Below are 21,183 nucleotides of genomic sequence, written 5' to 3' on the forward strand. Positions count from 1 at the left end.
CAGAGCAACCAGCGAGCAAACTCGCCAGCAAGGGCACCGCACTACGGCACATGTAACGTCCTTGAATACGTGGAATCAGCTCCGTCTGGGCATGAACAAATGTTCCGCCCAGCGCGCAAATTTCAGGTAGGCCCCCTGATCACACCTGTGGATCGGGCGAGCTATCCGGACCGTAGCTGAAGAAGGTCCTGACCTGCTCACCCCGTCGGTAGGAGAGCGTGAACGCGGTCCAGTGGTCTCCTCGCTGGGCGCCACTTTGTCGCAGTTGCTTTACCAGCTTGAAGATCACCGCGTTATTGAAGTCCGTTTCAACATCCGTGATCTCAACGCCATTTCGCTCAGCCGTGAGCTGTGTCTCAACCCAGCCCTCTCCTACTTTGACCTCGTACTGAAACGCGTCATAGCCGTCAACAATACCCTGATCGAGTATCGAGAAAAGCTCCTTAACAATGGCTAGGTCTTCAGTAATCATCATTCTTTTACCGGTGGCGTATTGGGTTCGTTGTCAAACATTCGCGTCGTCTTGCGCCCGTTGATCGTGTAGGTAACCTCCAGGGCGTCGGGCCTCACCACGTTCGGATTGCTGCGTATGAAGGAGACAGTGGTCGGGCCTACCGTTTTTGTCGGATCGTTCAGCGCACGCTTGATCTCGTGCTCATAGAAGACCTTGTAGGCTGACAGGTTGAAGTTCTTGTCCTGAGGGAAAAGGTTATAACCGTCACAGGTGCCGCCCTGACTACACGCCTGCGCATGACCTCCGACATCACTATCACGCCCCTGCTTGCCAGCGTCGGTCTGACGTGAGTCCCGAGGCATTTTCTCATTGACCGGAGTAAATGTCAGTTCCTCGACATGCCCTGCGCTGTTGGTGGTGAAATAGGTACCGTTGTCCAGCTCATAGCGCGTGTTGCCAGCCCTGGCACTGGACTCATTCAGCAAGTCGAACTCAGGCGTCCCCTTACCAGGATTTGCACTCACGTGCACGATCGGAAGATCATCAGGCACACCTGGAATCCGGCAAGGCCCGGTGTTGTGCACCCACGTTTTCAGCTCACCGACGTAGAAGGTATGCCCCACTTCCACCGTCAGGTTATAGGTCTTGCCGACCGGCGCGTAGAGCTCGACCGAATCAACACGTGTAGAGGTGTTCTCGCTTGCACCATCGCCCAGCGACTGCAGCAAGTCTCCCGGTTGCAACTGGCTCATCGGCACGAAATGACGCTGGGCCGGCACATAGAACGGATGACTTGGCGTCACCAACAGCGTTTCCTGGGTGACCTTACCAGCACGCGTGCTTTGCAGGTTCAGCTTGTAGATCGGCTGATCGGTGCGCACATGGGTGGCCTGAATCCTGGCGGCAAAAGGTTCGCCCCCGTTCTCCGGCTTGCTCCAGACGATATCGCCCACCTTGAGCGTTTCGATCGCCCGATCCCCAGTCGGCGTCGAGACCCGCGTACCGGCCGCAAAACAGCACGGTCCGACAGCGCCCTTCATTGCCGCCTCACGCTCGGCTAGCAGTTTCGCCACCTGGCCCAGCTTGCCAACGCGGTTGACGGCGACGAAATTCATGTAGAAGTTCGTCTGCCACTCCATCTCCACCCGCGCCGCATCCTCGGGCTTGCCCTGCAGCCGGAAGAGCCGTGCTTCTACTTCGGCATCCTGTTTTGCCTGGAGGAACGACTTGACCACTTCGTCAGGATGGGCCGCCGAGCTCATCAGCTCATGGAGCACGCCATTGGCCGTTTTCTCTGGCCGGGTAACGAGCCCCTCGCCCAACCCGTAGATGCCCTTGACCATATCAGCCAGGGCTTTTCCGATACCTTCACTGGCACCAACCGCATCGGCGCCCAGATCGATCTTGGTGAAGTCGAGGTTTTTCGTGTAGTACGCGGCGTAGTCCTTGTCCGCGCCAGGCAGCAGGTATTCGCCATACATCTTCGCGTCGTTGAAGGCCGCGCTGTGATTGGTCGAATAGCCTGTGAGCAAGCCAAGCATCTGCTCCGTCGTGTAGTGCTTCTCGGGTGTGTCGATTACCGGAACATCACCTACCACCGGGGCGACATCGAAGTTCTTCGCCAGCGGTGTGAGCGCCTGTGCCAGGTGCTTCATGGTGACCGGGTCGATCACCAGGCCTTCCTTGCTCAGCAATTCCTGCCACTGCTTGTCGGTGTGGTAGGCGAATGCCCGTGCCATGCGCTGTTCGGCTTCGGCGGGGCTGATGCCCAGTTCCTTGGCCAACGCCGCCGACTCTTTCTGGATCAGGCGGGCTTCCTCCGGGTGAGCCTGACGGTTGTACTGGTCGGCCATCTGCGCGACCCACGAGCCCTTGTTGATATCGCCACCGGCCAGGCCGGCAGAAGTCATGCCGACCAGTTCCGAGAACGCAGCACGCAATTCGGGCTGTTTCTGGAACAGGTCGTTGAGCACGCCGGCCATGGCCTGGCTCGCACCCGCCGCCACGGCACCGGTAGTGAAGTCGCCACCTGTTGCCGCCGAAATGGCCCCCCCGGCAAGTGCATGCAAGGCAGTACGCCCAATGCCACCTTCCTGCCACAAGGCCGTGTTGTTGCTGTCATTGGCCATCTGCTTGTCGGCGAAGGTACCAATGTTGTTGAAGGCCACGGCAGCGGCCACGGTGGCCGCCTGCGACACCAGCCCCTGAAGCAGGTTGTCGCTGAGGCTGCCGCCATTGACGGCAGTCTTGACCAAAGCCGAGGTCAGCCCGATGGCTCCAGCATGCAGACTGAAGCCCCCGATGCCCTCCAGGGTGCCCAAGTTGAAGCCGTTGGTTTTGCTGAATGCCGCATCACCGCCACCAAGCGCCGGGGTGATGAACTTCTGGGCAAGCCCGGCAACGGCCATGGCTATTGCAGCATTCTTCAGGCTGTCCTTGCTGAACGTTTCCTTGAGCGCCTTGCCCAGGTTGCCCTTGTTGTTGATGGTGCTGACCGCGCCGGTAGTCGCCAGGCTCGTGGCCCCGGCCAACGGCGCGCCTGTCAGCCCCAACCCCGCCGGGCCCATGGCCACGGCCATCAGAATGGCGATGGCCAGCTGCGCGGCCGGGCCAAGCCCTGAGTTGTTGTACTTGAAGCTGGTATGGATCTCTTGCACCTGGCGCCAGTCGACGCCGCCTTGCGCTTCCAGGTCCTTGAGCCAGGCCAGCTTCGGATCGGCCTTGACCATCGCATCGATGGACTCATGCACCGACTGCTGGTTGACCTGCCGCACATCCGCGCGAATCTTGCCGACGGCGTTGATCAGCACTTCGCCCTGGGCCACCAGTTCGCTCTGACGTAAGGTTTCGTCGGTACGCCCCTTGCCCTTCATGCTGAACCAGCCGGCGTTGGACTTGCTCTTCTCGTGACTCTCGTCGTGCAGGTCCTTGACCCCTTCGAAGGTGATGTCACCCCCACTGTCCAGGGTCAGGTCGTCGCCACTGGTGAGTTTGGCCACCTGGTAACGCTGGTCGCCGCCACTCTCCAGGGTGAGGTCGCCGCCGGTGGTGATTTCGCTGCCGACATTGCGCACGTCGGTGACTTCGTCGCGGCGGGTCTTTTTCTTGCCCCMACTGCCCTTGCTCTTCTTCTCGTACAACGAGTAGTCGCTGTCGGTCTCGGCCAGCAGTTCCAGCTGGTCGCCGGCATAGAGATAGGCTTCGTCGCCAGCGCTGACGCGACTGGAGATCAGCTTCAGGTCCTCGCCGGCGATCAGTGAAATATCGCCTGCGGCATTGACCCGAGTGCCGACCTGGCGGACATGATCCTCCTGGCGGGTGACTTTCTTGGTCTTGGAGTAGAAGTGCTCCTCGTTGGCCGCCGAGGACAGGGTCATGTCGTTGACGGCGCTGATGGCGATATTGCGCTTGGCGTCCAGCTCGCTGCCGATGGCGGCGAAATCATGGCCGGCCTTCATGTCGATATCGCGCCCGGCGCTGATCTGCGAGCCGAACTGCTGGAGCGAACTGCTGCGGTTGTTATGGCCGTTCTGGTAGCTGTAGGTCTGCTCGGCCGAGCCGATCAGCAGGTCGCGGCCGGTACGCACATCTACGTCGCGGCCGGCCTGGAGCATCCCGCCCACGTTCAGCAAATTACCGCCGATGCCTAATGTCAGGTCGTTGCCGGCCTCAATGCGTGCGGCATTGTCGAGCTTGCCTTCAATGACGAAGGGGCCACTGAGCAGCGTCTGGGTGCGTTCATTGATCAAGTCCCCGAGTACGGTGCTCAGCGCCACGTCACGCCCGCTGATGATGCCGCCGGCACCATTGAACAGGTTATTGCCTGCGAGCAGGTCGACCCGCCCACCGGCCTGGATCAACCCGGCGTTGACCAAATCCTTGCCGGCGCTGGCCGACAGGTTATTGCTGGCGCGCAAGGTACCGCTGTTCCTCAGGCTTTCGCCGGCAACCAGGTTGATGTCCTTGCCTTCGATCAGCGCGCCGGTCGGGGCCAGGCGGTCATTGGCGTGGGCCAGGTAGAGCACCGGCACCAGCACCTGCTCGCCGTTCACTTCATGCTTTTCGAGCCAGACGATGTCCTTGGTGAGCGCCGCCACCTGGGCGGAGGTCAGAGTGACGCCCAGCGACAGGCCCAGTTGGTCGCGGCTGGCCGCGGCGTTGTCCATCAGGTGGCGATACAGTGCCTCGTCGGAGGTCTGGCCATCGATGAAGCGCTTGCCGGTACGAGCGGTCACTGCCTGCTGGATCAGTTGCTGCTCGAAGTAACCGTCGCCCAGGCGTTTCCAGCTCTGGTCCGGGTCGTAGCCGAGGTTGCCGAGCAGGTAGTCCGAACTCATGAACTGCTTGAGCTCGGTGAGCACCGGGTCGGTCTCGACCAGGTACTTGTGCGGCTGCGGCGCGCGGCTGTTGCTCGGCAAGCCCTGAACCCTTGCGATGGTCTGCGGGCTGACCGCCGTGGTGGCGCTGGATACCGCCTGCGCCGCGGCCATGCGCACGTCCTGCGGCGCCGGCGCGGTACCGGGTTGGACGATCGCAGTGGTGGTGTTGCGTTCGAGCGGGACAGCGCCATTGCCACCGTCGGGGCGGGTAAGCTCGACCGCGGCCAGGCCGGGGCCGCTGACCTGGGTCTGCTCCAACGGGGKGCCGGCGCCGACCTGGGTGCGGCTCGGCAGGTTGTCCGGGCCCTGGGCCTGGCCCACCGCCGCGACACTGGCCACATCGGCACGGGTGTCCAGGCCGAGGCCCTGGCGCTGGTTGGCCGTGAGCTGGCGCTCGGTGCCCTGGACGGCGGTGATCGCGGCGATGTCCACCGTGCGCCCCTGGACCACCGGCAACGGTTGCTGGCGCTGGGCCAGGTCGATGCTGGCGCCGCCGAGGGTCCAGCCGCTCGGTGCTGGCGCTGCGGTGCTGGCAGCGACCTGACTGGCGGCCTCGGCGCTCAGGCGGAACAGGCCAGTGCCACCGGTGGGTAGGGTGAAGCCAGGCAGGGTCAGCGGGTTGACCTGGCGCTGGGCAAGATCAGGCGGCAACTGCGCGTTTATCTTGAATACATTGTTTCTGACCTGGCTGTCGGCCTGGGTGCTGGCGGCATTCAGCGCCTGACCGCTGTGGGTGGTGTTGCCACGGGTCACGCCATTGCCCAGGTTACGGCTGGCATTGATGTTCACAGCGCCACCGGCCTGGACCACCGCGTTGGACCCCGCTCCCGTGTTGGTGCGGGTTTCGCGGTCGTCAACCTTGGTATAGCCAAGGAATATTGCTGGAACGGCGACACCGGAGTTGGGGCGATAGTAAGGGTTGGCCTTGCCAGTGTCCTGGCGGTGCATCGGCACCGGCGTGGTGTAACTGCCGCTGTCGTTGTCGTACCACTCCTCCTGGTACATGAACTCCGTCTTGGAGTTGTATTTGGCGTACTCGGCTATTGCACCACCTGGCTTGACCAGGCTGTCCCAGACCCAACTGCGCTCGCTGTCGTTAGGGTTGCGGAACTGGCGGGTGCGCACCACGGTTTCGTTGGCCGCGCCCTCGTTGTTGAAGTCACCGGTGGCGATGTCGATGGAGCCACCGGCACTGATCGCGCTGTGAGTGTTCTCGAACGTGCCCGACTGCGCCTTGAACGTGGTGCCGGCGTTGATCGATGCGGCGGCTACGTCGGAGTGGAAGGTACGCCGGATCTCTTCGGTGAGGTAGTAGTAGAAGTCGTAATGGCGGCCCTTGCAGTTCAGGCACTGGTAGCTGATGGTGCCGGAAACCAACGTCTCGGGGGCCGAGAACGAATCGCGACGGTTCTTGATGATGTCGGCATACAGCGCCATCGCCCCGGCGCTCTGCAAGGTAGCGGACACGTTATCGACCAAGCTCGCCCGCCCCTGTGCAGCATTGGCCGCCACCATCAGCCCGCCGAGGCTGTACACGGTGGCGAAGCGGTTGGTGAAGCTGTTGGTCAGCAGGCGCATGTCGCCGCCGCTGGAAATCAGGCTCTGGCCACCGGCCACGCCTTCGTTGCGCAGCACCTGGCTGACCAGGTCGAGCTTGCCCGCACTGCCGATAGTGCCGTTATTGCCGACGCTCAAGGCGTTGAGGGTGAGGTCACGCCCCGAGGTGATGCGTCCCAGGTTGATGAGTGCCCCGCCGCTGCGCACCTGCACATCGCCGGCACCGGCGATGCGCCCGCCGCCCAACACCTGCACACCCGCAGCGCTGAGGCCGAGGTTGCCCAGGCTGGTGGCCTGCCCACTGCCGGCGTACTGGCCGGTGAGGGCCAGGTCGAGGGTGCCGTTGCTGGCGATCAGGCCGTTGTTGGTCCAGTTGCCGCCGCGGCCCACCAGGCTGGTGCTGGCCAGCAGCTGGCCGCTGCCGGTCAGGTTCAGCTCACCCACGTTGACGGTCAGGCGCGCGGCCTGCACCGCGCTGCTGTTGGTCCAGCTGGCGGCATTCAGGGTCAGGCCACCCAAGGTGACGATGTCACCGCCGGCATTGCCCAGGTTGGCCATGCCGATCTGCAGCTCCCCTGCCCCGCCATGCAACAGGCGGCCGCCGCCATTGAGCAAGCTGGCGGCCTGCAGGGTGAAGTCCTGGCTGGCGACCTCAATCACACCGTTGCGGTTGTCCAGCACGCTGCCCAGTTGCAGCGTGGTGTTGCCGGCACTGCCCAGGCTGCGCAACTGGCCGCCCTGGTTGTTCAGGCTGGCGGCGCTGAGGCCGATGCGGGTATCGCTCTCGACAATGCCGCCGACGTTGTCGAAGGCGCCACGCAGGGTGAAGTCCAGCGCCTGGCCGGCCAGCTGGCCAGCGGCGCCGTTGTCCAGGTCGGCGGCGTCGATGCTCACCTGGCCCAGGGCATACAGACCACCACCGCGGTTGTTCAAGTTGCCGGTATGGATCTCCAGCGTACCGGCCTGCGCGGCCAGGCGACCGCCGCTGTTGTCCAGGCCGCCCAGGGCGATCAGCTTGAGCTGACGCGCCTGTAGCGTGCCGCCCTGGCCATTGCGCAGCAGCCCACCGACCTGGGCATCGAGCAGCCCCTGCAGGCTGGCGATGATGCCGCCACGGCTGTCGACGCTGGCCGCCTTGAGCAGCAGGTTACCGTCCTGGGCGATCAGCTTGCCGCCCTGGTTGTCGATAGCGCCGCTGCTGACGTCGATGGCGCCCTTGGCCTGCACCATGCCGGCCTGGTTGCTCAGGCTCGCGGCCTTCAGGGTGATGGCGTCGGCCTGGCTGAAGAGCAGGCCGTCGCGGTCGTTGTGCAGCGCACCAGTGAGGTTCAAGCCCAGCGCCTGGTTGGCGGCCAGGGTGCCTTTGTCACTGTTGTCGAGGCTGGCGCCGTTGAGGTCGAGGTGGGTACGGCTGATCAGGCTGCCGCCCTGGTTGGTGATGGCCGCGCTGCCGCGAATCTGCAAGCCGCTGCTGGCCAGCAGCGTGCCCTGGGCATTGTCGAGCTGGCTGGCGAGGTCGAGGGTCAGGGTGTTCAAGCCGACCAGGGTGCCACCCCGGTTGTTCAGCGTGGTGGCCTGCAGGCTGAATGCGCCGCCTGCGTCCACGCGTCCGCCCTGGCTGTTGTCCAGGCTGCCGCCGCGCAGGTCGAGCTGCTGGGCGCCGGTGCTGGCGAGGTAGCCGCCACGGTTGTCCAGGCTCGCGGCCTTGATGCGCAGCTGGCCGAGGCTGACCAGCGCCCCGCCGGCGCTGTTGTCGAGGGCACTGGCCAGTGTGATGCCCAGGTCGCCGTCGCGGCTGGACAACGTGCCGTTGTTGCGGTTGTCCAGGCTCGCGGCATTGACGGTCAGGCCCTGCCAGCCGGAGATCAGGCCGCCCTGGTTGATCAGCGATGTGGCGCCCAAGGCCAGCTGCTGGCTGCTGATCAGCCGGCCATTGCTGTTGTCCACCGCGCGCGCGGCAAGGCTGAAGCCCAGCGGGCTGGAGATCTCGCCCTGGCGGTTGTCCAGGTCGCGCAGGTTGCTCAGGGTCAGCTGGCCCTTGGTGTGGATCAGGCCTGCGCGGTTGTCCACGTCGCCGCCGGCGATACCCAGCAGCAGCGCCAGGCTGCGCTCGCCGAGCAGGCGACCGCCCTGCTGGCTCAAGCTGTCCGCGCTCACTTGCGCGGCGCCCTTGGCGGAGATTTCACCGCCGGCGTTACGCAAGGTGGCCGCGCCCAGGGTCAGGCTGTCGAGGCTGCTGATCAGCCCGTTGCCGCCATTGTCGAGTGTCCCGGCGCTGGTCAGCGCCAGGTGCGTGGCGGCGAGCAGTTTGCCGCCCTGGTTGTCCAGGCCCGTGCTGGTGACGTTCAACTGCTGGCTGGCGCTGATCTGCCCGCCCTCGCGGTTGATCAGCTGACCGTCGATATCCAGGGTCAGGTCACCACGGCTGGTCACTGCCCCGCCGCTGGTGTCCAGGCGCTGCGCCTGCACCGACAGGCTGGCGGCAGCGATCTGGCCCTTGAGGCTGGTCAGGGCGCGCTCGACCACCAGGGTCAGGCCCTCCTGGCCGAGCAGTTTGCCGTTGCTGTTGTCCAGGGTCGTGGCAGCCAAAGCAAAGGCCTTGGCGCTGGAAATCTCGCCACCGCGGTTGTCGACGTCTGCGAGATGCTTGAGCAGCAACTGGCCGGGGGTGTTGATCAGGCCACCCTGGTTGTCGAGCTGGCCGTGGTTCAGGTCCAGCTCCACACTCGCATCGGAATACAACGTACCGCCGTGCTGGCGCAGGCCGCTGACGTTGGCAACCAGCGCCTGCTGGGTGGTGATGCGTCCGCCGCTGTTGTCCAGCAGGCCGGTGTCGATGCGCAGCTGGCCGGCGCTGGTCAGGCGCGCGCCGTCCTTGTTGTCGAAGCTGTCACTGCTGATGCGCAGATCGCCCTTGGCGCTGACCAGGCCCGCCTGCCCGTTGTCCAGGTGCGTGCCGCTCAAGGTGATCTTGCCATCGCCCAGCAGCTTGCCGCCCAGGTTGCTCAGCATGCCCTGGCTGGACACGACGAGATCGCCGGCGCTGGAGACTTCGCCACCGCCATTGCTGATGCTGGCAGCCGCCAGCGACAGCGCGTCCTCGCTGGCAATCTTGCCCTTGTCATTGCTCAGCGCGGCGCTCAGTTGCGCATCGATGCCCTGCTCAGCGCGCACCTCGCCCTGGGCGTTGTCCAGGCTGGCCCCACGCAGGGTAAGGCGGCCTTCGCTGGCAATCAGGCCAAGGCGGTTGAGCAGCGCCTGGTGCTCGACCGTCAGCGCCCCCTTGGCCTTGACCAGGCCACCGTCACCGTTGTCCAGGGTCAGGCCTGCGAGATGAACCGCGCCCTGGCCCGAGACTTCGCCGTTGCGGTTGTCCAGGCGGGCGGCCTTGACGTCGAGCAGGCCGGTGGCGGCCAGCAGGCCTTTGCCGCGGTTGTCGACGTTATCGGCGGTCAGGTCCAGCACGCCGCCGGCCTCGACCGTGCCGGCCTGGTTGTCCAGTTCGCCCAGCTGCGCGCGCAGGTCGGTCCTGGCCGACAGCTTGCCCTTGCCGTTGAGTACGTTGGCAGCCTCGAGCTGCAAGCGGCCCTCGGCCGAGACGACGCCCGCCTGGTTGTCGAGCCGGCCCTGCAGCTTCAGGTCGATCTCGCTCAGGCTGTTGAGCGTGCCCTCGGCATTGTTCAGGGCATTGGCGCGCACCACCAGGTGGCGGGCGCTGATCATGCCGGCGGCGTTGTCCAGTTGCCTGGCGATGCGCAGGGTCAGGCCCTGGCTGCCGAGCAGCTTGCCGGCGCTGCCGTTGTCGAGGCTGTCGGCAACCAGTTCGTAGCCCTGGTTGCTGTTGATCTGGCCGCCCCGGTTGATGACTTCGCCGAGGTTGCGCAGCAGCAACTGGCCCGGGCCGCGGATCAGGCCATTGCTGTTGTCCAGCCGGCCATGGTTGAGGTCGAGGCTGAGGTCCTCGATGCTGAACAGTTCGCCACCCTGCTGGTCGAGGCGGGAGATGCTGGCCAGTACCTGGCGCCCGGCAATGCTGCCGGCGGCCTGGTTGCCCACCGTGGTCGCGCCGAGATCCAGGCGCTGGCCACTGCTGAGCAGGCCACCCTGGCCGTTCTCCAGGGCACCGGTGCGCACCGTGCCGTTACCCTCGGCGGTGATGCGGCCCTTGTTGCGGTTGTCCAGGCTGGCGGCGGTCAGTTGCAGCTGGCCGTCGGTCTCCAGGGTACCGCCCTGGTTGTCCAGCGCCGTGGCGCTGGTGACGCGCAGGTCGCCCTTGCTGGTGACCTTGCCGCCCTGGTTGAGCAGCGTGACGCCCTCGAAAGTCAGGCTGGCGCCGCTGTCGATCAGGCCTTTGTTGTTGTCGACCACGGCATCGCGCAGCGGCTGGCCACGGTCCGCCAGGACCACCAGCAGGGAGCGCCCGGCGCCCAGGCTGCCGCCCTGGTTGTCCAGGCGCGCGCCACGCAGCTCGACGTCGCGGCCCGACACCAAGCCCTTGTTCTGGTTGACCAGGCGCGCCACGGTCAGGGCCAGGCGGTTGTCGGCGATCAACCGGCCGCCTTCGCTGTTGTCCAGTTGCTCGGCCTGCACCAGCACCTGCGCCTGGCTGGCCACCCGGCCACCTTTGTTATCGATGTCGCCCACCTGCAGGTCGACACCGGCATTGCCAACCACCACGCCACCGGCGCGGTTGTCGAGGGCGGTACCGCGCAGCGTCAGGCTGCCTTCGGCGACCAGTTCGCCGCCCTGCTGGCGCAGCGTGCCGACGCGTGCGTCGAGGTTGGCGCGGCTGGCGATACGCCCCTTGCCGTTGTCCACCTCGTCGGCCTCCAGGTCCAGCGCCGCAGTGGCGCTGAGCAGGCCCTCGCGGTTGTCCAGGCGTGGGCCTTTGAAGGCCAGTACGCCATGGCTGCGCAGCACGCCCTTGCGGTTGTCCAACGCATCGACGAACAGTTGTAACTGGCGGTCGGCGTGCACTACGCCGTTGTGGTTGTCGGTGCTGGCGCTACGCAGGGTGAGCAGGTCCTTGCCAGCGATCAGCCCGTCTCGGTTGTCCAGGCGGCCAAGTACCAGCTCCATCAGCCCCAGGGCGCGCACTTCACCGCCCTGGTTGTCGAACAGGCCGCCGACATGCGCCTGAATCCTGCCGTCGCTGGCCAGGTTGCCGCCAACGCGGTTGTCCAGGCTGGCAGCGCTGACCTGCAGGTCCTGCTGCGACAGCAGAGTGCCGTTGCGGTTGTCCAGCGCCCCTTGCACGGTGAGCAGGGCCGCCTGCTCGCCAATGATGCCGCCGTCGCGGTTGTCCAAGCTGGCCGACTCGATACGGGTGACCGCGCCGCTGGACAGTTCGCCACCGAGGTTGGCCAGCGCGCCGCTGACTTTTACGCTCAAGCCTTGCTCGCCACTGACCGTGGCGTCCTGGTTATCCAGGCTGGCCGCACTGACGTCGACCCGACGACCGCTGACCAGGCCATTGACGTTGCGCAGCACCTCGGCGACCCGCACCACCAGTGCCTGGTCGCTGCGTACGCTGCCATCGCCGTTGTCCAGGCTTGTCGCCACCAGTTCGAAGGCCTGGCTGCTGGAGATTTCACCACCCCGGTTGTCAACGCTGCCCAGGCGCTTGAGCAACAACTGGCCGGCGCTGCGGATCAGCCCGCCTTGGCTGTCCAGGTGGCCACCGGCAAGGTCGAGGGTCAGGTCGCTGTCGCTGGTCAGCTTGCCGCCGCCCTGCTGGTCGAGACGCCCGACCTCGACCACCGCGCCAGCGTGGGCGCCGATACGACCACGCTCGCTGTTGTCCAACTCGCCGGCCTTGAGGGTCAGCGTGCCGCCACTGGTCACGACGCCCTTCTGGCGGTTGACCAAGGTGTCGGCTGTCAGGCGCACCGGGCCCTTGCCGGTGAGCAGGCCCTTGTCGCTGTTGTCCAGGCGCTGGCCGCTGAAAGTAACGGCCTGGCCGCCGTTGACCACGCCAGTGCGGTTGTCCAGCTGACGGGCTTGCAGGGCGATATCGCCCTGGGCGGCCAGACGGCCGAGGCGGTTGTCCAGGTCGCCGCCGAGTGTCAGCACCAGGCCCTCCCGGGCCTCGATGACGCCGGCGTGGTTACCCAGGCTCGCCGCCTGGAAATCGAGTACCTGCCCAGAGATGCGCCCCTTGGCGTTGTCCAGCGCCTGGGCGATGCGCAGGGTCAGCGACTGCTGCGAGAGCAGCTTGCCGCCCTGGTTGTCGAGTGCCTCGGCGGTGACCGTATAGGCCTGGCCGCTGGATACCTCGCCGGCGCGGTTGTCGACCCTGGCCAACTGCTGCAACAACAGCCGGCCCGGCGCATTGATCAGGCCGCCCTGGTTGTCGAGCAGGCCGTGGTTCAGGTCAAGGAGCAGGTCCGCGCCACTGAACAGCTGGCCGCCGTTGGCCTGGCGCAGGCCGTTGATACGGGCGACCAGCGACTGGCCGGCGTGGATGCGCCCGGCGTCGGTGTTGTCCACCTGCCCGGCGTTCAACTCGAGCGCCTGTGCCGCGTAGATCTGCCCGCCGGCGTTGACCAGGCCCGCGGTGCCGACCTTTGCCTGGCCCTGGCTGCTGATCTGGCCTCGGTCGTTGGCAAGCGAGCCGCTGTTCAGTTGCAACCGCTCTGCGGCCACCACGGTGCCACTGCGGTTGTCCATGGCCCCGGCGCTGGCGGCCGTCAGCTGCCGGTCCCCCTGCAGATGCCCAGCACGGTTGTCGACGCTGGCCGCGCTCAACGTCAGGTCGGCGGCGCTGATCTCGCCACGCTGGTTGTCCAGCGCGCCGTCCAGGTGCAGCCGGGATCGCTCGCGCGCCTTCAGCTTGCCGTCGGTGTTGAGCAGACTGCCCGCCTGCAGGTCCAGGCCCTGGGCCGAGATCAGGCCCCGGGTGTTGTCCAGCAACTGGGCGACGCGCAGCGTCAGCCCCTGTTCGGACAGCAGCTTGCCGTCCTGGTTGTCGAAGCTGTTGGCCTCCAGCGTGAAGGCTTGCTGGCTGGAAATTTCACCATGGCTGTTGCCGACCGTGGCCAGGTTGCGCAGCAGCAAGGCGCCCGGGCTCTGCAGCGTGCCACCCTCGTTGTTCCAGTGACCACGGGTGAGATCCAGGGTCAGCCCCTGGGCGGCGCTGATGCGCCCCTGGCGGTTATCCAGGCCGTTGCTGGTCAGCAGCAGGCTGCCGTTGCCGGCGATGTGCCCCTGCAGGTTGACCAGGCTGCCGGCCTGCAGCACGAAAGCCTGCTCGGCCAGCAACTTGCCACGGCTGTTGTCCAGCTGGCGGGCGACCTGCAATTGCAGGCCACCACGGGCCTGCAGGGTACCGTCCTGGCTGAGCAGGGTCGCGGCGTTCAAGGTCAGGTCGTGGCCGGCGATCAGCCCGGCGCTATTGGCCAGCTGCCCGGCGATGCGCACCTGCAGGTCGTTGCCGCCGAGCAGTTTGCCGGCGCTGTTGTCCAGTTGCCGCGCCACCAGTGCATAGGCCTGGCCGGCGGAGATCTCACCGCGCTGGTTGTTGACCGTCCCCAGTCGTTGCAGGGTCAGTTGGCCCGGGGTGGTGAGCAGGCCACCTTCGCTGTTGTCCAGGTGGCCGTCCGCCATGTCCAGGGTCAGCGCCTTGGCGCCATGCAGCTGGCCGCCGCCGCGCTGGTCGAGCTGGCCAAGGCGTGCCGTGGCCTGGCCGTCGCTGGCGATGCGCCCGGCATTGCGGTTGTCGACACTGGCGGCCTGCAGTTGCAGGTCCTGCCCGGCTGCGACGGTACCGCTGCGGTTGTCCAGCAGCCCGGTGACGGCGATGTCCAGTGCCTGGCCGGCACTCAGCTTGCCGTTCTGGTTGTCCAGCTGGTTGGCGCGCAGGGTGTTGCGCGCCTGGGCCGACAGCTCGCCATCGCGGTTGTCCAGAGTCTGCGTAGTAATGCTTTGGGTCTGGCCGGCGCTGACCAGCCCGCCCTGATTGCCCAGCGACTGGGTGGCCTGCACCACCTGGTTGCGCCCCGCCAGCGCCCTGCCCTGGGCGCTGTTGTCCAGGTTGGCGACAGCAATATGGCTGTCCTGCCCGGCGCTGAGGGTACCGCCGCGGTTGTCCAGGCGCCCTTGCACCTGGACGGCCAGGTCGCGGCTGGCGACGATGCTCTTGCCGTTGCTGAGCAACTGCCCGCTGGCGACACTCACATCACCCACGGTGTTGCGGCTGCCGTCGGCATTCACCCCCGCCTCGATCACGCCGAGGTTGGCCAGGATGCCAGCGGCCTGAAGGCTGATCCGGTTGCCGGCGGTAATGGCCTGGTGCGAGGTCAGGTCAGCGCTGCTGCGCACCTCCACCTCAGCGCCGCCGTGTACCGGCCCTTGCAGGTCCATGCCTGCGGCCTGGAGCTTGACCGTGCCACTGGCGCTGGCCTGGGCCAGGCTCAGTTGGCCGTTGGCGTCCAGGCGGATATCGCCGCCACTGGCTGCCACATCCCCTGCCAGCCGCACACCCACACCCGCCTCGGTGCCCACCAGGCGAATGGCCCCGGCGTACATGCCGCCCAGGGCACTGGAGTCGATAGCCAGGGCCGGCGCGTCGGCGGCATTGCCGGCGCGCGGGGTCGCGGCCAGGGTCTGGGCGTCGACATCGTTGCGCCCGGTGATGACGTTCAGCTCACGGGCGCGCAACTGCGCGTTCAGGCGTGCCGAACGGGTGATGATGTCGAAGCGTTCGACGTTGTCGGCATTGAGCCCTGCCCCTTCCAGGGCGACACTGCCGCCATCGACCTGGTAGCCGCTGACCGCGCCACGGCCATCGAGCACCGGCTTGCCGGTGCTCAGGGTCACCTGGGGCGTGTTGATGAAGCCGCAGCCGTCGCAGGTGATGCCGTGGGGGTTGGCGACGATGACCTTGGCCGTATGCCCGGCCACTTCGGTGTAGCCGCGCAGCTGGCTGGCGTTGGCGCCGTTGACCTCGTTGAGGATGACGTTGGCCGCCGTGCCCTGCAGGTTCGGGTTGCCGAGGATGATCCCGCCCAGTTGGGTGGCCTGGGTGCGCTCGGTGGCGTTGTTGAGAATCAGCCCTTGCTGGCCGACGTTGTAGTCGCTGAACTGGTTGTGCGACAAGCCGCTGCCGTTGGGCGCGGCGATGTTGACGATGGGCACGCCATTGCCCGCCTGGCCGAGGCTGGTACCTGGCCCGCTGACCACCACGCCTTCGGCGGCCTGTGCCCACAGCGGCTGCCAGAACATGGCATTGGCCAGCAGGAACGCCAGGCCGCGCTTGGGCAGGCCGCAGAAGTGCTCACGGGGCTGAACTACGGCCGAGCGTTGGCGGGCCAGGAAGGCAAACAGGCGGACGTCCATGTCAAATCTCGTGGGTCAGGCATTCAAATGCACGCCCAGGCGCAAAGACGCCGGGCGAATCTTCTGCTTCAGCAAGTCATGTAGGGCTTGGAGCGTGGCTGCACAGGCGCTGCAAACTGGCGCGGATACTATGTGGCCATCATTTTGGCGTCAATTTGCCATCATTGGACTTTTCCTGGATTTTCTTGCCTGGCAAGCCAAGACCATTGAGATAGAGCGGTCGAGGCGAGATAAAATTTTTTCGGCATATCCGACTGGAGTGCGGCAGGGCCACGGAGTGGGAATTGCTGGCAATCCCACCCCGCAGGAGCAAGCGAGCCTTGCGGCTAATGCGCCATCCCCAATTCCGCATCATCCATCAGTGCCTTGGCCAAGGCACTTAGGTAGTGCGCAGCCCAGACCATCCGCGGGTCTTCGTCCATCACCCCGACCAAGGTCAGGTGCCGCACATAGTCCATCAGCTCCGACGCCTGTTCGCGGGCATGCTGGCAAGGGATGCCAGGCTCGATACAGAACAGCGGTTGGGCATCTTTGCCCTCGCCCTGGTAGAAACGGGTCTTGCCCGGCGTGAGCGGGGTCTTGCCATCGTCTGTGGTCATGATCGATCTCCCTGAAAACGTCGTCGGCTAGTGCAGCGTGCGGGGCTCGCCCGGCGCTTGGGCCAAGTGCTGCACCTGGGCCAGGGCGGATTCGAGCAACGTGCGCACCGCCTCCATCTCATGGGCGGCGGCCAGCATCAGGATCGCGCCGGGCGACCGGGGCTTGAGCTGCACGGCCTGGTTGGCCACCGTGAGGGCGCAAAAGGCGTACTCGATGGCGCGTACCAAGGTGTCTTCGAGGAAGTGGGCGTGGTCTTGGGGGGAAGGTGGATCGGGGACAATCTTCAGCATGTCTTGACTCCAACGTGTGAAATGGAGCCGCCAAGCTTTGCTGTCAAACAAGAGGGTGGCAGCTGTACGCGGGTTGACAGACCGAGACGTTGGCACTCGGCGCACACGGGGTGCCCACACGTACAGCCGCCATGAAAGCAAGCCTACGAGGGCAACGTCTACGGTCTGTCAAAACCGACCACTGAATTGGCAGTGGCTGGCCGAGACTAGAAGCCGAGGTGGCCTGGGGCAAGGGCTGAAAGGCGGTAAAAGCATGCTTCGGAAATGGACTACAAGGAATAAGGAAATTCCGATTCTTATCTTTGCTCCAGATGCAAAAAACCAGAAACGGCGAGGATGCCACAGCAAAGTCGCCTACGAAGCTGTCTCGGTTGAACGCTACAACCTACACGTTTTGAGCTGTTCGATGACAGCAGCTACGGTACCGGTCTCAAGTTTTAAACCTTCTACTGTACGGCCATCATCCCGTGACCAAACCAGTCGATCGCCATCCCGTTCCATTTTGAAATACAGCATGAAACCAGAATCTTCAGCTTCAGAAGCCGAAAGATCCGCGATTCCTGGTAGCAATTCGCCTCTCTCCCCCGAAAAGTAGGCCCTGGCATTGTCGAAAATCTCTCGATCCTCATACATTAGATCTGCAGTAGAGCCAGGCAACCGGATGCCGGAGAAGAAACTCAGCGCTGAACGCAGCTCCAACGCGTCTACAGCATCGAAAATACGCACTCCACCGGCATACACGCAAAGCACACCATTTCGCCAGCTATCACCCTGCACATTCCACGCATCAACTACCTGGAACTGCACGGCAAACCTATCAGGATCACCTGCAATCACTTGATTCTCACTCCCAAAAGTTTCTGCATATCCGTAGTTATCTGGTTACCGCATAGAGCGCCTCGGCTGTCACCAACACTACCGTTCCAAAAATAAAAGAAAATAAAAGGGGACAGATTTATTTTTTCTCACTCTGATTTCGACTTGCACCGATTCCAGCGCTAAACGTGCTCACTGACATCTCAAGCTTCAAGCTTCGTCGCCGTCTTGACCATGAAAAGGCAGCAATTAGAGTAGAAAAAATAAATCTGTCCCCTTTTCTGCTCCTTTTCTGCCAATAATTATCTCTTCCGGCAACCTTTGCGGCCCCTGAGATACAGTCTGAGCATACAACCTGCTCTGCCTACGCCTTATACAACGAACTAAAATGCTGACTGACAAGCCTACTCTGCAGCACTTGGAACAAAGAAAAATCCAAGCTATCAGACACCACCAGCCCTCGCCTCAGCCCAAAGGGAAAGTCCTCAAGCGTGGCGTACTCTCCTGGCACTAAAAACCTGAAGTAATCACCCATCGCAGCATCCCCACCATACCCTTCGGGGTAGTCTTCACCCGCACGGCTACCTTCCACGGCGTGATACACAAAGAACCCCTTGTTAAAGGCAAGGTTAGCCTCGCTATAATTCAGTCGTTCTTCCAGGTCATTTTGCAGTGCGCTTACCACACTGGCTTTCGACTTGCCTGACCAGCGCCAGGCGGAGTAAAGATCCACTGCAAAGCCACCCTGTTTGGCTGGCGGGTATTCAGAATATTCCTGGGACTCCTGCCAAATAAATTCGCTTATTGAGTCCAGCACCCCCTCTACCCCTTCCAGCCTCAGCAGTACCTCGGGAATGGCGCCGTAGCAATTATTCACCATGACTGCAATTCGACCGAGTTTATCCATGGCGAACCAAGTGAATACCGTTCCAAAACCAGGAATCCATTTCTCATTCAGCCTCATCGCCATGCCTCCAAAACAGACTTAACCCTTAGTTTTCAGGTAATACAACATTTACACTACCGACAAAATGATGTGCTCATCATTAAGCCCACGTACTCAGAAATCAGATCAGGTGGAATAGATCTGCCACCAGCCCAACTCTATTTTTCGAGGCACTTTACCAAGCCTCAAGCCCCTGCCTGCTCTACGGCATAGGTGGTGAAACTTTTCTTACCTTCTTCCAAATACAATCGCTTGCATCGGGGGCACCGGTAAAGTGTCATCGCAGTCACTTCAATCGCCTCATAGAATTCTTCCGAGGACATTGACCCCACATCCAGGCGCTCTGCAACCCGTTCGATAACAGACTCAGGCATCAATGTCATTTCATGATCTGACCAGCCCTGCGACAAAGTCATGACATACCCACATCTACACAAGAATTTTGGCATTCTGCTTTTCCACTGCCTGGTCTATCGAAGTGTACCATCGCTAGGTTACACTACTTAAGCTGTTACTCAAAAAGCATGACATATAACACTGATACCAGTGCCAATACCTAAACCCGCATTGGGTGTCCTGGGGTCCGTAAGCAAACTCCGCGAAGCATGCGGTCATATTCCATCCAGAAGCACCTGAAGCTTTCGTGGATCAGCAATGCTGCCGAAGGAATAAATCCACGCTACGGGTAGAGAGAGATCTGGCGATTTCACCTTCAGATAGAAACGAAAAAGGGGACAGATTTATTTTTGCCACTTTAATTTCGACGTGTTCCGCTTCCAGCGCTAGACATGCTCACTGACTTCTCAAGCTTCGTCGCCGCCTTGGCCATGCAAAGTCAGAAATTAGAGTAGCAAAAATAAATCTGTCCCCTTTTCAATCCTTTTCATCCCCTTTTCACTCCTCACTGCACAAACCTGAATTTCCAAAAATCGCCAAACTTAACCCAGTATCGCTCTGCATCCGGTATCAAAAAGCTAAAGTCCAAACACTCCGCACGCCAATCAGGATACACAAGATCCTCATGAGACCTCCCCGCATCCATGTGCAGATAGATCTTTCTATCAAAATTAACATAAAACATTGGCAGCCTTGCAGCTACCTGCCCTGCAAAATAATACGCCTCCGAATCCAACCCCTCGCCTGACACATAATAATCCTCAATCTTTTTGAACAAAGCTCTTACATCGCACCCCTCTACATCGAAAATCCTATCAAAATCCTCACTCAACAAAACGCCGTCTTCAAGCCAACTCACATACTGCAAAAAATTATCTGCCGTCAGCCGCAGAGTGCCACCCCTAAATTCTCTACACGCCTGCACATATTGCTCTTTGGTTATATCGCCCCGCCGAAGATAAGCCGCATAATCTTTTTCGGCATCAAGAGTAAAATTATACTTATAATCTAAAACCCAATAAAACCGCCCCTCGAGAATGAATAAGCATATGCTTTTTTCACCATTCCAAAGGCCCTCTAGCAATTCTGGACTAAACATCATTTATTAAACTCCTTCAAGAACTCCGATTGTGTGTACACCCTGGCATTACTTGAACCTTTCTCAAGCAGCGCCCCCACATTCTCGGTAGTTCCGGCGCAGCACCCAAGAAGGAGCAAAAAGGGGATATATTTATTTTTCACACTCTAATTTCGACTTGCCCTATTTCCAGCGCTAGACGTCCTCACTGACATCTTAAGCATCAAGCTAGATCGCCGTCTTGGCCATGCAAAGGCAGAAATTAGAGAAAAAATATCTGTCCCCTTTTCACTTGCTACCACCCCAGTTTCTACCAAATAACCATGCCCCCTTAAAACACCTCATACCTTAGCAGCTTAAACCCCGCCTGCTTCATAATTTCCTCTAAAGCAGATGAGCGATCTGTAGCATTTATATAAAGCAAGACCGTATAGTCCTGATAATCTTGCTCTACCGCACCACCATCAAAAGGATCAACATTCAGCTTTAAAACAAAATGCTCTGCATCACCCCCACCCAACATATAATAAATACCGCCCTGATAATAGCTATCTCTTTCCTCGAAAGCTTCCTTCAAGACTCGTTCTACATTAACTTTCGCCGAGAGAAGAGCTAAATCTTTCGCACCATATAGATCATATGCAACAGTCATTTTGGCAAGCTCACACTCGGTGCACGACTCGAGGCTGTCGCCGCAGAGTCATAAATCATGAAATTAACTTCGCGCCCAACCTGGGCGCTAAGCTTACTCGACAAATCCTTTAAACCAAGTGCCTGCAAGTCTCTCGAGCTCAACGGCCCTGTACGGGTTCCGCCACTCCTCTATCCCCAAGGATCGGGCACGTTGTAGATAGCTCTGAGCCAGTCAAGGCAATATCAAAATCACTCACCCTACCAACGTCAAATGCTTGCCCAGTTTTAAAGCTCTGGCCAGTTACAGCACTTCCTTGAAGAATTGGCTCTACATTGCCATAGCCAGCACGGGCCAAGCCATCTCGTGCATCTGCGCCAAAGCGTGCAAAATCATCTGCACTTGAAAAACCTTTGGGAAGTACAGCCCCTTTTGCACCGCTAGCGCCAAACCAGGATTTTATAGACTCAATAAACCCTCTTCCACCCCGCGCCAACCCACGCACAGGCCCTGCACCCGAAAGCACCAGGCCGGCCAGCTCAGCCTTCTCGAGCGTATCCAGCCGCTCAGCTCCAGCAGCAGCGCCAACCCGCGCTTGGGCAACCCGCAGAACTGTTCGCGCGGCTGAACTTTGGCCGAGCGTTGGCAGGCCAGGAAGGCAAACAGGCGGACGTCCATGTCAAATCTCGTGAATCAGGTA

At 62.2% G+C, this 21,183-nt stretch carries 10 protein-coding genes; all 10 read right to left on the reverse strand.

Annotation, left to right across the window (positions count from 1 at the left end; all coding sequences use genetic code 11):
- Positions 1-139 precede the first annotated feature (139 nt).
- The 10 genes from ABZO33_RS21595 to ABZO33_RS21640 all read right to left on the reverse strand — a co-directional run bounded on the left by ABZO33_RS21595 (position 140) and on the right by ABZO33_RS21640 (position 21,161).
- Complete coding sequence (locus ABZO33_RS21595; RefSeq protein WP_414537704.1) at positions 140-472, reverse strand: hypothetical protein; 333 nt, start codon at positions 470-472, stop codon at positions 140-142.
- On the reverse strand, positions 472-15,726 hold the full coding sequence (locus ABZO33_RS21600) for a filamentous hemagglutinin N-terminal domain-containing protein (RefSeq protein WP_414537705.1): 15,255 nt from the start codon (positions 15,724-15,726) through the stop codon (positions 472-474). Before ABZO33_RS21600 ends, ABZO33_RS21595 begins: the two co-directional genes overlap by 1 nt.
- Positions 15,727-16,052: 326 nt before the next feature.
- On the reverse strand, positions 16,053-16,325 hold the full coding sequence (locus ABZO33_RS21605; protein WP_062360275.1) for a DUF3077 domain-containing protein: 273 nt from the start codon (positions 16,323-16,325) through the stop codon (positions 16,053-16,055).
- Between the two features lie 27 nt (positions 16,326-16,352).
- On the reverse strand, positions 16,353-16,616 hold the full coding sequence (locus tag ABZO33_RS21610) for a hypothetical protein (RefSeq protein WP_414537706.1): 264 nt from the start codon (positions 16,614-16,616) through the stop codon (positions 16,353-16,355).
- A 378-nt stretch (positions 16,617-16,994) separates the two neighbouring features.
- Positions 16,995-17,453, reverse strand: a complete 459-nt coding sequence (locus ABZO33_RS21615) for an Imm42 family immunity protein (RefSeq protein WP_414537707.1) — start codon at positions 17,451-17,453, stop codon at positions 16,995-16,997.
- A gap of 343 nt (positions 17,454-17,796) precedes the next feature.
- On the reverse strand, positions 17,797-18,396 hold the full coding sequence (locus ABZO33_RS21620; RefSeq protein WP_414537708.1) for a hypothetical protein: 600 nt from the start codon (positions 18,394-18,396) through the stop codon (positions 17,797-17,799).
- A gap of 167 nt (positions 18,397-18,563) precedes the next feature.
- Positions 18,564-18,794: a hypothetical protein gene (locus tag ABZO33_RS21625; protein ID WP_414537709.1), complete on the reverse strand. Its 231-nt coding sequence runs from the start codon at positions 18,792-18,794 to the stop codon at positions 18,564-18,566.
- 485 nt (positions 18,795-19,279) lie between these two features.
- Positions 19,280-19,876 carry a hypothetical protein gene (locus ABZO33_RS21630; protein ID WP_414537710.1) on the reverse strand — a complete coding sequence of 199 codons (597 nt, stop codon included), beginning with the start codon at positions 19,874-19,876 and terminating at the stop codon, positions 19,280-19,282.
- A gap of 307 nt (positions 19,877-20,183) precedes the next feature.
- Positions 20,184-20,504 carry a hypothetical protein gene (locus ABZO33_RS21635; RefSeq protein ID WP_414537711.1) on the reverse strand — a complete coding sequence of 107 codons (321 nt, stop codon included), beginning with the start codon at positions 20,502-20,504 and terminating at the stop codon, positions 20,184-20,186.
- Positions 20,505-20,942: 438 nt separating this feature from the next.
- The gene (locus ABZO33_RS21640) at positions 20,943-21,161 is read right to left on the reverse strand and encodes a hypothetical protein (protein ID WP_414537712.1); all 219 of its coding nucleotides are present in this window, start codon (positions 21,159-21,161) and stop codon (positions 20,943-20,945) included.
- Between the last annotated feature and the right edge of the window lie 22 nt (positions 21,162-21,183).

Source organism: Pseudomonas sp. CAM1A (assembly GCF_047501685.1).
Taxonomy (GTDB): Bacteria; Pseudomonadota; Gammaproteobacteria; order Pseudomonadales; family Pseudomonadaceae; genus Aquipseudomonas.

Excerpts from the sequence above, each read along its gene's own strand:
- ABZO33_RS21620 (WP_414537708.1), bottom strand. The coding sequence starts at position 18,396 with ATGAGGCTGAATGAGAAATGGATTCCTGGTTTTGGAACGGTATTCACT.
- ABZO33_RS21625 (WP_414537709.1), bottom strand. The coding sequence starts at position 18,794 with ATGACTTTGTCGCAGGGCTGGTCAGATCATGAAATGACATTGATGCCT.
- ABZO33_RS21605 (WP_062360275.1), bottom strand. The coding sequence starts at position 16,325 with ATGACCACAGACGATGGCAAGACCCCGCTCACGCCGGGCAAGACCCGT.
- ABZO33_RS21630 (WP_414537710.1), bottom strand. The coding sequence starts at position 19,876 with ATGATGTTTAGTCCAGAATTGCTAGAGGGCCTTTGGAATGGTGAAAAA.
- ABZO33_RS21610 (WP_414537706.1), bottom strand. The coding sequence starts at position 16,616 with ATGCTGAAGATTGTCCCCGATCCACCTTCCCCCCAAGACCACGCCCAC.
- ABZO33_RS21595 (WP_414537704.1), bottom strand. The coding sequence starts at position 472 with ATGATTACTGAAGACCTAGCCATTGTTAAGGAGCTTTTCTCGATACTC.
- ABZO33_RS21640 (WP_414537712.1), bottom strand. The coding sequence starts at position 21,161 with ATGGACGTCCGCCTGTTTGCCTTCCTGGCCTGCCAACGCTCGGCCAAA.
- ABZO33_RS21635 (WP_414537711.1), bottom strand. The coding sequence starts at position 20,504 with ATGACTGTTGCATATGATCTATATGGTGCGAAAGATTTAGCTCTTCTC.